A 15,014-nucleotide genomic window follows, 5' to 3' on the forward strand; every position below is an offset into this window, starting at 1 on the left:
ACGCATATTATGAGAATCCAAGTAAGGCTTACAACAATCATTTTAATACTAATAGCTTTTGCTGATTTTTCTACAAAAGCACAACAAGTGCCATTACTTGATCAGTATTACATTAATCCTGTTGTATACAACCCGGCAGCTACAGGAGCAAATGGATTATTCAATTCATACCTTATCCGCAATCAAAAATTCATGGAATTTGATGGTGGTCAGGTTACTCATATTTTTACAGCAGATGCGGCATTAAATGATGGGAAATATGGCATTGGCTTAAATCTGACTAACGATGATGTAGGTATTTTTAGTAACACACAAGCATTACTTAGCTATTCGTACCGTTTAAAATTCATAGGAAAGCACAACCTTCGATTTGGAATTGCTGCAGGAGTTTCAGATTTCCGAATGGATATGTCTGGAATTATAGCAAATTCAAGCGATCCGTACTTACTGAACAACAACATCAAAAACACCGAGTTTATGGCTAACCTGGGTGTTTATTACACTTATAATAACCTGTTACTGGGCATCACAGTGCCTCAACTACTCAACAACTCCATATCCGAATCGAGTGGTGATAAGAAAAGTACTTACCAATTAGACAGACAATTTTTGGTAACCGGTGGCTACAAATTCCCAATCAATATGGTGAAAGAACTTAGTATTACTCCGTTCGTACTTCTTAGATATGCCGATAGCTCTCCTTTTCAATACGATGTAAATGTTATTGCTGATTTAAAAGACAAAGGATGGTTTGCAATTAATTACCGTGATGATTTCTCGCTGGGGCTTAATTTAGGAGTGAAGGTTCTTAAAAATTTTACGGTTGGATATTCTTATGATCTTGGAATCAAAAAAACAGGAAGATACGCTTCCAACAATCATGAATTCCTTCTTGGCTTTAGTCTCCCACTATCTTTCGATAAAAAACCAGACAGAATTTTGGACAACGATAGCAGTATTCTTAAAACCCTGCTGGCCGAGAAATACAAAAAAATAGATTATTTAAGACAGGCTTTGGAGGAAATGGAAAAAAGAGATAAGCTGTCGGACCAGGACAGAGATGGTGTAGCCGACGATATTGATCAATGTCCAAATACTCCTTCCTATTACATTGTTAATGAAACCGGTTGTCCGGTAGATTCTGATGAAGATGGAATCGTTGACAGTGAAGATCTTTGCCCGGAAACACCTGGAAGTTTCGAAAATAAAGGATGCCCGGAACAGAAAGAAGAAAAAATTGATATGGAGGACCATCTTGAAAACATCTATTTCTCGTTTGGAAACTATACACTTACCGAATATTCCAGAAACAAACTAACGACCTTAATAAAAATCCTGAAAATGAACCCCAACTATACGCTTAAAATGCACGGGCATACGGATGACATAGGTTCCAACAGTTCTAATGTAGAATTGGCATACAAGCGCTTGTTAACGGTAAAAAACTATTTGGTTCTAAACGGTATTCCCGATAATCAAATCATCGTTGTACCTCATGGCGAAAGTTTACCCGTTGTAGCAAATACTGACAGTAAAAGTCGCGCAAACAATCGTAGAGTTTCCTTTGAAATATACAATTACCAGTAACAACCTAATACAAAACCCTATCAACATTAGCCGATAGGGTTTTCAAAATATATGTATTATTTTTAATATTTCTATTTAAAAAGAAATACTTTTCTCTCCTGAGAACCTGGTCGTCCAATAATATTTTTAAGGTAATCACTTACTTCAGATAAAACACCTGCCTTTTGAATGTAACCTTTTCCCATTGGCATGCATGCACCCCATGCGCCACTCGGACTGCAATCTTCAAAATCGGTAATCTTAACGATTGTGTGCACCCCTACAGTAACAATACATGTAGAATATTTTTTTGCTTCAGCTAAAACTTCAGCAACATTTTCCTTTGTTAAATCCATTACTTTATCAGCTTTACTTGCAGCCAACTCGTTAATTGTAAAGATTGGTTGTCCTAAGTCAACATCACCTGCATCCAATTGAATGGTTCCTTTTAGAAACTCTTTTAGCACTTCAACTTTGGTATTTTGCGCGCTAAGAGCGAACCCAACAAATACAAAAAGTATTAAAATAGATTTTTTCATGGTCTGATTTTTCAGATTTAAATTGATAAGATTCAATTAAGATATGATCTCAAATCTACGAAATATGTTTACTAATTCCATCTTTTTTGATTAATAAAAGTTAAATGATCATCCAAAATGTTTTCCAAATGCAAATAAATTAAACAAATACATCAAAAATAATTGGCTAAAAAAAGAATATCATAAAATGAAAAAAGTCTGGGCATCACACCAGACTTTTTCACTAACCACTAATTACTAACCTAAATCTTTAATCTATGAAAAAAACCACTTACTAGTTTTATTCTGTTTTAAAGGTAAATCATTAAAATGTTAATTGCTTGAAAAAGAAGTTAAAGAAGCTTAAATTAATTGAAGTAGTTGGTCTGGTAAGGTGAACTGTGAGTTAAAAAAGAAACCCGGTGTTCAGCCGGGTATCGATCTATCTAAAATCCTAAATCTAATCTATGAAAATCCTAATCTTTAATCTCTATAAAACAAATCTACTTCAAAATGAAGTTAACAGATTGGAACAAGTGTTAAAGAATGCTAAAAGTGCAATTCTAAAAAGTAAAATGACCCACTTATCCGCCTTTAAATCTAAAATTGATATGCCGGCACTCCATTCAAAGGATTTTGAGGGTATTTCAGGCAAAGTTCTACTAACACATCTTCATGTGTTACTGCAACATTCATTACAGTATCATTTCCCCCGTAATATATAAATATTGTACCATCATCCTTACGATGAGCACCACAACAAAATACGACATTGGGAACATGAACATACTCTTCGTCTTTCGTTCTGCAGTCTGCTTTAGCAGGAAATAGAATCGGAATATTAGATACCTGAACTTTCTCCGGGTTTTTCAAATCATGAAGAGCGACACCCAAAGTATAAGGATTGCCATCCATGGTACTTCTCACCCCATGAAAAATATTAATCCACCCATATTTTGTTTTAATGGGAGTTGCACCCGGTCCTATTTTACTGCCAAATGTGCTTGGCCCTCCAGCCTGTCTCATAATTGGTTCCTTTGTTAAAATCCACTTATTACTGAATAGATCTTTATTACTCCCAATTTGAATCTCTTTAAAAACACCGCCGGTATGATCTTCGGTATGATCATTAGGCCGGAAAAGAGCATAATACCGGTCATTAATTTTCTCAGGAAAAATTACGACATTCCGCATATCCACATCCATTAACGGACCATGCCTAACAAACGACTTAAAATCCTGAGTTGTAATCAATGAAACCCTAACTTTATCTTTTTCCAGTGCATGATAAGCGCTGTAAGTAATAAAATAAGTGTCTCTTATACGAGAAATCCTTGGATCTTCAACTCCTCCGGCTTCATTTTCGATCAAGTTATTCTTATTAGTTCCTTCAGCAAACACATCCTTATCATTACAGGGTTTTATACTTGGTTTAGGATCAATCGCCCAATTGTTTATTCCATTGCGGCTGCGGGCAGTACCAATCACAGAAATTCCATTTCGAAGATGTGATCTAAACAACATAATCACCTCATTGTTATAGAATGTAATGCCCGCATTGTGAACAGTGATTACCTGATATCTTGGATCTTTCCAAACACAGTTAACATCGGCACATGTGATAATTGGATTCCCCGGATATCTGGAAACAGGTTTATTTAAATCAACTTCTGTCTCCCAATCAGTAATCTGTAATTTTCTCTTGCAATTTTCCATAATTCTATCATTTAAATGGTTCATTCCATTTTCACCACTCTACAAATAAAATCCTTATAGCTCACTGGCTAGTATACTCTGCTTCCTTATCTGTATACTTTATTCCCTAATTTACTAAAAATGAGTCTAACAGATAAAATTAGAATGACTTCACCTTGTCAACCTATTCGTATTTTGTTACTTTTCCTAAAAAAAAATGTTAAGAGTTCTTACTTGGGGTTTAATACTGTTTTTATTTCTTACTGGTTTTAAAGCAAGCAACTGGAGACACAATCAAATAGGAAGTATAGAAGGACTATCCAATAGTGCCGTAACTTCATCTTATTTAGATTCGAAAGGATACATGTGGTTTGGAACATGGGATGGACTAAATCGATTCGATGGAAGCAATATAAAAGTATTCAAGCCCAATGCCTTTCGTAAAAACACAATCAACAACAACATCATTAGGAATATTCTTGAAGACCGGTTCAATAATTTATGGATCGTGACCGAAAATGGCCTCAATACATATGATTACGAACAAAATATTTTTACCTCCTACTTAAACAACACTGATTTTATAGAATATCGTGAAGAAAGTTACCGTACCAGTTTAGATTCTGACTCGATAATTTGGTGCAGTAAATACAATTACGGCATTTGCAAATTTGACTATGAAAACAAACAATTTTCTGAACCAATTCAAATTTCCAATCAGGAAGACATTACCAAAAAAACAGTTGGTTTTGCATTTACATCCAATGAACAGTTGTGGTGTATGTCGGAAGAAGGAAATGCATATAAATTGGAGCACAGAGACACATGGAAAATTACAGAAACAATTTATCTAAGCAGTAAATACAAGTTCAATTCTGATAAAAACTGGTTTTATACCTACCATCAACAGCTCTTTCTTTTTGTAAGCTTAAACAAGGGAGGACTTTTATCCATTAATCTTGAAGACGGAACAATTCAAGAAACCAAACCTCAGTCCACTCCCTTTTCTGTTACTTCTTTATCGTTAAGCTTAGATGGTGAATTTTTGTGGGGAGGTACCGATGAAGGAGAAATATTCAAATTAAATTTGTCTGAAGCATGCCAAATCAAACTTTTAGAGAACTCTGAAAACAAAAAGGTTAAGATTTGGTCGATCACCCAAACAAAACCCGATCTTTTATGGATTGGCACCGATGGAGATGGAGTACACAAATACATCATGGAGGGCAATTTCTTCGAATTGATAAAAAAAGGAGATCTTTCGGAAGGCAATTTAAACCACAACATTGTTAGAGCCGCGCATGAAGATGAAAATGGAAATTTATGGATAGGTACCAGAGGAAACGGATTAAATTTAATCACTAAGACTAATACACCCACCAAGGTTTTCGATACCCAAAACGGACTTTCGAACAATGCAGTATTATCCTTAGGCAATGATTCTTTTAAAAACATTTGGATTGGTGTTGATGGTAAAGGAATTGACATGTTTGAAACTAAAACCGGAAAGATTTTACACTTCCCAGATGATTTTGAGAATACATCAGACATTAAATTGGGATCTGTTTATTCAATTTGTTTGGATGCATTTAACGATTTATGGATAGGTACCAGTGGTTATGGTTTATTTCGTTTGAGTATTGTGCGCAAAAAAGATGGGAAATACCGTCTGAGAGATCACAGTCACTACAAAAGTGATCCTCTCAATAAAAACGGACTAAACAGCAATATAATCTATTCAATAGTTGAGGGTGAACCTAATATAATGTGGATAGGTACCCGTGGTGGCGGTCTTTACCGTTTGAATACAATTTCAGAAAAATTTGAGGCTTTCAGAAGCAACTCAAACGATCTTAATTCCTTACTGAATGATGATGTTTTAAGCCTGTGCAAATCGAATAATGAGAACCTGTGGATAGGTACCAGCGGAGGACTTGACAGATTAAACCTAACCACTTTTCCGTATCAGTTTACTCACTACACAGAACAAAATGGATTGCCAAACAATACGATTCACGCTATTCAGACTGATCAAAACGACAACATTTGGGTAAGTACAAATAATGGATTGGCAAAACTGAATTACAGGAACAGGCAAATACGGAGCTATTTTTATTCAGACGGACTGCAGAGTAACGAATTTACTGATGGTGCATCGTGTTTTGGAAAACAGACCGGCAAATTATATTTTGGTGGTGTTAACGGTCTTACTTATTTTGACCCGAATAAAGTAACAGATATAGAATATTTTCCAAGGCTTGCCATCACTAATTTTTCTGTATTTAATGAACCCGAGAAAGAAAAGAACCCTGTTCCTTTCTACATTGATATGTCTGATTCGTTAAAACTAAACTACGACCAAAATTTTTTCCGATTCGAATTCACCACCCTAAACTTCCATAACAAGCAAAAGTGCATGTATGCTTTTAAGCTGGAGAATTTTAACACAGATTATACATTAATTAAAAAAGAAGGTGAAGCCACTTACACCAATGTTCCGCCCGGTGATTATATTTTCAAAGTAAAATGTACGAATGAAGACGGCATTTGGAATCCGGACACACGTGAAATCAAACTCACAATCTATCCCCCTTTCTGGAAAACAACCTGGGCATATATTTCATATGTCTTCATTACATTTATGGCCATTTTTCTATTCATCTTTTTACTTCTTCGCAGAACAAAAATGAGAAATAGGTTAGAAATTGAGAGGTTGGAAATTCAAAAAACCAAAGAAATAAACCATTATAAATTTCAATTTTTTACGAATATCGCTCATGAATTTAGAACTCCCCTTACCTTAATTATGGCTCCGGCAGCTCAACTCATGGATCTGCACCCCAACGACAAAGAAATTTCTCCGTATGTAAAATCTATCTACAACAATTCCACCCGGTTATTGCATCTTATTCGTGAATTAATCGATTTTAGGAAAGTGGAAACCGGCCATTTTAAATTGCAGGTTCAAAATTACAACCTTACTGATTTCACAAGAACAATAACAGAGGCATTTACTCAATATGCTCAGGAAAAGGACATTGAATTAAAATTGATCGACAACTCGCAAGATATCATTGGCTGGTTCGATAATAATATCATGGAAAAGATATTGCTGAATCTGATATCTAACGCTCTAAAATATACGCCGCAAAAAGGAAGTGTTAGTATTGAATTACTGCATCAACAAAAAAATGCAATCATAAAAATAACTGATAACGGAATTGGAATCCCAACAAAATATCAGGATAAAATATTTGACCGCTTCTTTCAAAACGCAAACTCTTTGCCTAAAGAAAAAAGATTTTCGGAAAGTGCCGGAGTTGGTTTGTCACTAACCAAGAGTCTGATTGAACTTCACAAAGGAAGTATTCAATTGGAAAGTAAGCCCAACATAGGCAGTTGCTTTACAATTTCAATTCCAATCTCGAAAAGTCAATATTCAAATCGTGAAAAACAAAATGAAATTGTAATTGATGAAAGCAGAATAAAAGACAGAGCAATTGAAGAAATAATGGGTTTAGAACTTGTCTCTTTTGCAAACAAAGAAACAGAAACTTCTGATGGAGAGAACCCTAAACGCAATATTTTGGTTGTAGATGATAATGAACAGCTTCGAAATTTAATCGACGATATTTTACATCAGGACTATAATGTTTTACTGGCAAAAAACGGTCTTGAAGCACTCGATAAAATAAATTCAAATGATGTTTCTGTTATTGTAAGTGACATTATTATGCCTGAAATGGATGGTCTGGAATTGTGCAACGCCATAAAAGAAAACATTAACACCTGTCATATTCCGGTTATTTTATTGACTGCAAAAGGAGAACTGGAACATCGGATTCAAGGAATTGAATCGGGTGCAGACAGTTACATTCCAAAACCATTTGATCCCCGTCATCTTAAAGTTCGAATTCGAAAATTAATCGAAATGCGAAATCAGGTTCGTGATGCTTTTCAATCGGTTCAAACTGTTTCGGTAAAAGATGTATCGGGACTTTACAAACGAGATGTGAAATTTGTGGACAATCTGCAGAAATTTGTAGATGACAATCTGGATAAAACCGAATTAAACGCCGACCTATTGGCAGATCAACTGGCAATGAGTAAAACCCAATTGTACCGTAAGATAAAAGCAGTTACCGGATTTACGCCTCATGGATTCATTCGTAATTTTCGATTGAAGAAAGCGGCATCTCTTCTACTGGAATCTTCTTACACGGTCTCTGAGATCATCTATGAAACAGGATTTAATAACCGAACCTATTTTTACAGATGTTTTAAAGAGCTTTATGGTGAATCGCCTACTGATTACAAGAAAAATATCATCGGGAAAACCAAACCGGAAAACTCTTAATAAAAGTGTGATAACGCCCAATTAAACCGCCTGCAAAATAGTGGAACTATTTTGATAATCTGAACTTTATGCGCAGAATTTGATGAGACGTAAGTCTTAGCCTGGCATTTTAGATCATTTCTCTAAGTTAGAGAAAAACTATTCCTAGAATATTCAATCACATTAGCAACTAATAGTTGTTTCCTAATAACTATTAACTGATTACAAATGATCTTTTCAGTTGAAACACCAAACAAGAATTAGAAATATCACTTGTAATAAAGAGTTATTAATAGAACCCCGGGTAATACTAAAATTAGTGCAAAAAAATGTCCTCAATATCATATTCGATATTGAGGACATTTTATTAAAATTATATATATGCTAATACCCCGCGTTTTGTGTAATTGATCCACCAGACTTATCAATATCTTTTTGAGGAATTGGATAAAGAGCATTGTGATCCTGGTAATTTCTTCCAAGTGCTGTTAATACCGCTTTGGCTGTCCCCCATCTTTTCAAATCATTAAATCTTTGTGATTCAAAACCTAACTCAACTCTTCTTTCAGACATTAACCAAGCTTTTATTTCTGCCGGATTTGTTGAACTACCTCTGTTTGCAAGCGTTCCTGCAGGTACTACCGAGCCATCAGCTGTTGGACTGGTTCTGGCTCTGGTTCTTATCTGGTTAATTATGGCAACTGCACCTGGGTAATCTCCAGTTTCATTCAAAGCTTCTGCTTTCCAAAGTAATACATCAGCATAGCGTATGTATACTTTATTACCATAATCAATTAGATCAGTTGTTGATCCCACTATTTTTGATGCACGCTTGTTGGGAACATCAATGGTATATAACAATCTGGGATCATTGGCTTCAAAAGCATTGATAAAATCATCTGTCGGAGCAAAGAATCCCCACCCAATTACATCGCCAAGTCCATTCGTATTATTAGGAGTTTCGCCTGAACGATGATCGTACGCAAAAATCACTTCATCTTCTGCAAATTCCTTACTTGCATCAAAACTATCAAAATAATTTCCATTCAAACTGTAAAAACCAAGCGCGTCCAGTTCTGTAATTAAGCTAAGTACTGCGCTCCAATCGTTGCTGTACAAAGCTACTTTAGCCTGCAATGCAATAATAGCTCCTTTTGAAGCTCTCCATGGTTCAGCAACATCAGGATATTTGACATCAGGAGCGATCGCTTTCGCTGCTGTTAAATCTGAATTTATCTGTGTTCTGACTTCATCTGCAGATGCTCTGACTGAAACAGCAAAGGCTTCCTCGAATGAATCCGGAGACTTAAGTACCAATGGCACATCGCCAAAATTATTTACCAAATCGAAATAGTAGAAAGCTCTTAAAAAATAAGCTTCTGCTAATAATTGTTTCTTACGGGCATTATCAATTCCTGTTTTCTGAACTATCTCAATATCAGTTAAAAAGTTAATGGCTATGTTAACTCTACTAATACCTTCATAATCGTACACCCAGATTCCATTAAACGCTTGATTTTCGGGTGTGAAAGTAAAACTTGCCAGTTCATCCATCCAAGCTTGGTCACCATCTGGATTCCATTTCTTATTCATATCATTGGCTGCAATATCCTGCAAAACAATATCATTTCTAAATACTGTTCCTAAATCCCATCTCCAATCAGATATAATCCCATTCAAGGTATTTGAAAGAGGTAAGTATGATGAGCTTACCGAAGACTCAATTGTAGTAATTGTAGGATCTGAATCGACCTGATCTTTGGTTAAAAGGCCAATTGGGTCATTGCTTAATTCATCTGTACAACTCGTAAGACCTGCAAAGAAGAAAATAATGATTATACTATATATGTATTTCATAATTTATACTTTTTACTATTAAAACTTCACATTTACGCCAAACAAAACTGATTTTGATTGAGGATAAGTTCCTAAATCCATTAGATCGGTAGATTCCGGATCTAAACCGGTATAGTCAGTTATTGTAAATAAATTTTGCCCGGATACATAAAACCGTATATTATCAATTCCTTTTATTGCATTTACAGTGTATCCAATTTCAATATTCTTTAGTCGGAAATAGGAAGCGTCTTCAACGAAAATGCTTGACACCTTACTGCTTCCATTGTCTTCAAAAGCAACTCTTGGTATGCTATTGCTGCTGCCTTCCCCATCCCATGCACCTAATATCGCTGTGGTATAATTAAACGGACGTGTATCATAGTCTACAATCTGTTTCCCTTGGTTGTATCTGTCAACACCCGCTACTCCCTGAAAAAGCATTGAAAAATCAAATCCTTTATAGGTAGATGAGAATGAAAAACCATAAGTGAATTCGGGAATAGGACTTCCAATAAATTCTCTGTCATAATCTGCACTAATTTTCCCGTCACCGTTTACATCCTTAAATTTGATGTCTCCTGGTTTTGCATTTCCTTCAGTAAACAGATGACTGTCTATTTCCGCTTGATTTTGATAAATTCCAACCATTTTGTACCCATAGTAGGAATTTAATGCATATCCAACTTCAGTTTTTGTTACATCGGTAACGATATTGGGAACGTTTGGATGCAGCTTTTCAACCTTATTAGTTAATGTCGCAATGTTCGCGTTTACATTGTATTTGAATTCTTTTCCTGAATTGCGGTAATCTATAGAGAATTCGAATCCTTTATTACTCACCTCACCTGCATTGACAATTGTAGGAGATACATCACCAACAACAGATGGTAATCCAATCGGCAATAAAATATCTGTCGTATTCTTTTCAAAATATTCTCCCGTTAGTACCAGTTTATTAGTAAGCAAACCAACATCAACACCAATATTTGATTGAGTAGAACTCTCCCATTTCAAATCAGAATTTCCAAAGCGGTTAGTCTTAACAATACCATCTACCTGACTAACCAAAGTTAAATACGCATAATTGTCAATCTCCTGATTTCCTAATTTACCCCAACTTGCCCTTAATTTTAAGTTAGACAACCAATCAACATCCTTCATAAAATCTTCCTTGGAAATTGTCCATCCGGCAGAAACAGAAGGAAAATAGCCCCAACGATTGCTTTCAGAAAACCTTGATGAAGCATCAGCTCTCAAATTAGCAGTTACCATATATTTGTCATCATACGCATAAGATGTTGATCCAAACAAAGAGAATAATGCCCACTCTGAAGCAGATCCGCTATTCCAAAGATCAAGATCCGATCCACCATAATCCAAATATCGATATTCATCAGTTGTAAAAGGGAAACGAGCTCTGCTGGCTCCTATTGATGATTCATAATTGTCAATATATTCGGTACCTACCATTGCACTAAAATCATGCTTTTCGTGGAAGGTTTTCGCGTAATTTAATGTATTATTAAAGGTAATTGTACGTGCTTCTCCTCTTTCTTCACTCAAGCTATTAGGTCTGTTCTGTCTGCCCAATCCTTGATCAACTGCAGATCCACCACCATCATCATCACCATAATTCTCATTAAAAGCTTTGTTGTGAAACATTGATAAATCAACCCCGATATTTGTTCTGAATTTTAGTTCTTTATTACCCAAAAAAGCAAATTCACCATAAACATTTCCAAATGTTTTATAAATCTTTCGCTGATCATCTGTAAAATAGGCTTTGGCAACAGGGTTACCTACCATTTCATACATCGATCTTTGTAATCCCTGATCATAGCCCGTTGGCGTGAAAAACGGCATATCCGTAAAAGGATCTCTTTCAGAGTAAGTAGGATCATTCACATCTTTACGAACTGCTAATACGGGAGCTCTTAATAAAGCATATCGAATTAGACTTTCACCTTTTGATGCTGTTTTATCTTGTGTTGAATAAGACAATTGCAGATTTGTCCCAATTTTAATTCGATCCGTTACATCGATATTGAGATTGGTTCTGTAATTTAATCTTTGGTATTTATCATTATCAAATACAACAATTCCATCCTGTCCATAATAACCCAAAGACATTAAATATTGCATTTTTTCAGTTCCTCCACCAGCTGTCACCTGCAAATTTTGTGACTTCCCTTGTTCAAACAACTCATCAAGCCAGTCTGTGTCAGCAAAATCAGATCTGCCTTTATCAGCTGTATAAGGATTTGCTCCTGTTCTGTCTGAATTGTCCCAAGCTTTCTCCAGGGTATTCATGTACTGCTCAGCATTCAGCATATTAGGAAGGTTGGCAACCTTATGAATTCCTGTGTAATAGTTTACATCGAAACTTGTTTTCCCGATAGATCCACTTTTAGTGGTAATTAATACCACACCACCGGAAGCTCTGGAACCATAAATTGCTGCTGCAGCGGCATCTTTTAAAACAGTCATAGTTTTAACATCAGCCTGATTTAAAAAGGTGATATCGCGAGAAGGAATTCCATCTACTACATACAACGGATTGTTATCTCCAATAGTTCCTTCTCCACGTATACGTATCTGAATAGGATCTCCCGGCGCACCTGTACTTGATGTTACCAATACCCCTGCAATTTGACCTTGCAAGGCCTGAGAAACATTCGGTACTCGTGTTTTCTCCATATCTGAAAGATTAACAACCGATACGGCTCCTGTTAATGTAGATTTTTTTCTTGCTGTATAACCAACAATAACAACTTCATCTAAACCAGTTACATCTTCTTGCAAAATAACATTGATACTGGTTTGCCCAGTGAATTCAACTTCCTGATTTTTCATTCCAATGAAAGAGAAAACCAGGATTTGTGCATTTTCAGGCACTTCTAAACTGTAACCTCCATCAATATCAGTAATGGAACCAACATTTGTACCTTTTACAAAAACACTAACACCTGGTAATGATTCTCCACTTACGTCGGTAACTTTTCCTGATACAAGAACCTGCCCAAAGACAGCACTTGTCAAAAAGATAAATACAAAGCCCAGTATTCCTCTTTTTAAATTTAAAAACATAGTTTTCATAGATTTTATTTTAATTAACAACAGTGAATTAAAAGCGTAATTTTTCTATAAATAACAATTCATCAAGGATCCTATTTGAAGAAATTGCTATCGTTTCCGTAATCGTCTAATTAAATGATACTATATCTAAAGCACTTGAGATCTTATTATTTTCAGTTGAATTGAATCGTTTAAATGATCCAATTCAACCAGATATTTATGTTGTCATTTTACCAATAGAACCGCCCATTTCAAAAAATAGTAATTCCTTAATAAAAAGAGATAACAATTCCATTTGCCGTCACTTTCTCTTTTGATCGTTCTATTTTTGATCCCGCAGGAATTTCAACCACTACCATCGCTTTATTTCCTTCAATTGAAAAGCTTCCTTTGCCAAAAATCTTTTCAGCAACAAGCTTCCCCGAAACAATATCATACAGATCAACTCCTTGTTCTGAAGAATAGTCGATTTTCTTTACCTCATCGTAAGGATTGAAGTATAAATAAGTAGGATAGGATTCATTTTTATAGAAATCTGTCGCAAGACAATCCAATTGCAGAATCTTCTCCACATTTGTTTTCCTGATGATAGAACCAAAGATTCCGGCATGTGCCGATCCGTAAATACTAAACATGGATAGTTTTGGCTGACTAACCACCCAATTTGGTCCATCGCCCAGTGCTACCGGCGAAACCCCTTTAAACTCCTCGGTGTTATAAGCATCAACCTTCTTTAATCCCTCGTAGGCGATTACATTACGGGTTATGCTTTTATTTTCAGGCAAATACTGATTTCTGTCCGGAATTTCGTAAGGATAGAACAAACGAGAGGAATTTGCTGCATTCAACATCCATTTCCCAATGGACCGGGCATATTCTTGATCGTATCGAACCATTGGTACCAGCGGCCAGGCCATGTCGAAGGTGTTCATTAAAAAACCGTAGCCACCATCCTGAGTCAGGCTTCCCTGTATGCCCGAAACATCATAATCTCCCCAGCGATCTGCAATAATTCCCCAGCCGGTGCGGCCCATTTCTGCAGTACATCCGTCGAAAGTCCAATCAAGTATTTTCGAAACATCGTAATTGGTTCCCTGTTCCGCATTTAAGCGGGCTGCCACATAAGCTCCAAAAGGCATCAGTACTTCGTAAAACCGACTTTCTTTTTGGCTCAACAAAGCCTCAATTGCTGATTTTGCACCTTCCAGATAACGTGGATCTCCAAATTTTTGATAAGCAGAGTAAAGCACATAAGCATGTCCTGCTGCTGCATCCTGCTGATAAGGAATCTGATTTCGTTTCCCTTTCATCTCAGCATAGTCGAAATAGGAATAATCGTAATTTCCATTCAAGGTAGAATCGGCCTTAAAGAACTGCTCGGCAATAGTTTTCTGAATCGCATCTGCACCTTCTACATTAGGCTGTAATTCCGAAACGGCATAATACAGCACATTTGGAAAAACATCGTACCACCAGTCGCGGCCATATCCTCCACCTAAAAGTGCAACTTCCGGACAAGTATTGTTCATCATGATATTCCAACCATTATCGGTGTTGAAATAATTCTGAACCATTTTCACAAAGTTGTATCCCTTCTGATCCCGCTTGTCAATTCCCACTAATCCGGCACTCATCAAAGCGCCCAAAGAATTGATTGCTTCGTGAAATTCACCCTTATTTTTATTTGGTCCTTGTCTCACATCACCTATAACAGTGTACAAACCAAATGTTGTCTGTGGAAGATTTCTCTTTGCACTATCCAACCAAATAAAAGGCCGGAATTCGCCTGTGGCATCAAAATCGAATATTGCTTCGTCGAAATTCACTGCCTTTTCATGCCAGTCAAGCATCTTATATGGTTGCGGCTGATTAGGCATACTTTCTACACGACTAATCTGCAGCTCTTTTACAGCTGTTTGCGGTTGTGTCGTGCACGAAGCAAAAACGAAACAACATAGTATCCAAAATAAATAGTTACGATTCAT

7 protein-coding genes are annotated in these 15,014 nt (G+C 36.2%); 2 read left to right on the forward strand and 5 right to left on the reverse strand.

The window, feature by feature from the left end; all coding sequences use genetic code 11:
• Window positions 1–9 precede the first annotated feature (9 nt).
• Window positions 10–1,587, forward strand: a complete 1,578-nt coding sequence (locus ACKU4N_RS00060; RefSeq protein ID WP_321319495.1) for a PorP/SprF family type IX secretion system membrane protein — start codon at window positions 10–12, stop codon at window positions 1,585–1,587.
• Between the two features lie 71 nt (window positions 1,588–1,658).
• Here the strand turns inward: ACKU4N_RS00060 and ACKU4N_RS00065 are convergent, their stop codons facing one another.
• Both ACKU4N_RS00065 and ACKU4N_RS00070 read right to left on the reverse strand, forming a co-directional pair.
• On the reverse strand, window positions 1,659–2,105 hold the full coding sequence (locus tag ACKU4N_RS00065; protein ID WP_321319497.1) for a hypothetical protein: 447 nt from the start codon (window positions 2,103–2,105) through the stop codon (window positions 1,659–1,661).
• Window positions 2,106–2,684: 579 nt separating this feature from the next.
• Complete coding sequence (locus tag ACKU4N_RS00070) at window positions 2,685–3,800, reverse strand: glycoside hydrolase family 130 protein (protein WP_321319499.1); 1,116 nt, start codon at window positions 3,798–3,800, stop codon at window positions 2,685–2,687.
• Window positions 3,801–3,996: 196 nt separating this feature from the next.
• Between ACKU4N_RS00070 and ACKU4N_RS00075 the strand changes: the two genes are divergently transcribed.
• Window positions 3,997–8,136: a hybrid sensor histidine kinase/response regulator transcription factor gene (locus tag ACKU4N_RS00075; protein WP_321319501.1), complete on the forward strand. Its 4,140-nt coding sequence runs from the start codon at window positions 3,997–3,999 to the stop codon at window positions 8,134–8,136.
• A 363-nt stretch (window positions 8,137–8,499) separates the two neighbouring features.
• Here the strand turns inward: ACKU4N_RS00075 and ACKU4N_RS00080 are convergent, their stop codons facing one another.
• The 3 genes from ACKU4N_RS00080 to ACKU4N_RS00090 form a co-directional block, all read right to left on the reverse strand.
• Complete coding sequence (locus tag ACKU4N_RS00080) at window positions 8,500–9,972, reverse strand: RagB/SusD family nutrient uptake outer membrane protein (protein WP_321319503.1); 1,473 nt, start codon at window positions 9,970–9,972, stop codon at window positions 8,500–8,502.
• An 18-nt stretch (window positions 9,973–9,990) separates the two neighbouring features.
• Complete coding sequence (locus ACKU4N_RS00085) at window positions 9,991–13,050, reverse strand: SusC/RagA family TonB-linked outer membrane protein (protein WP_321319505.1); 3,060 nt, start codon at window positions 13,048–13,050, stop codon at window positions 9,991–9,993.
• A 248-nt stretch (window positions 13,051–13,298) separates the two neighbouring features.
• Window positions 13,299–15,014 (reverse strand): hypothetical protein, encoded by a 1,716-nt coding sequence (locus ACKU4N_RS00090; protein ID WP_321319506.1) that lies wholly within the window; start codon window positions 15,012–15,014, stop codon window positions 13,299–13,301.

It is taken from the genome of Labilibaculum sp., assembly GCF_963664555.1.
GTDB lineage: Bacteria > Bacteroidota > Bacteroidia > Bacteroidales > Marinifilaceae > Labilibaculum.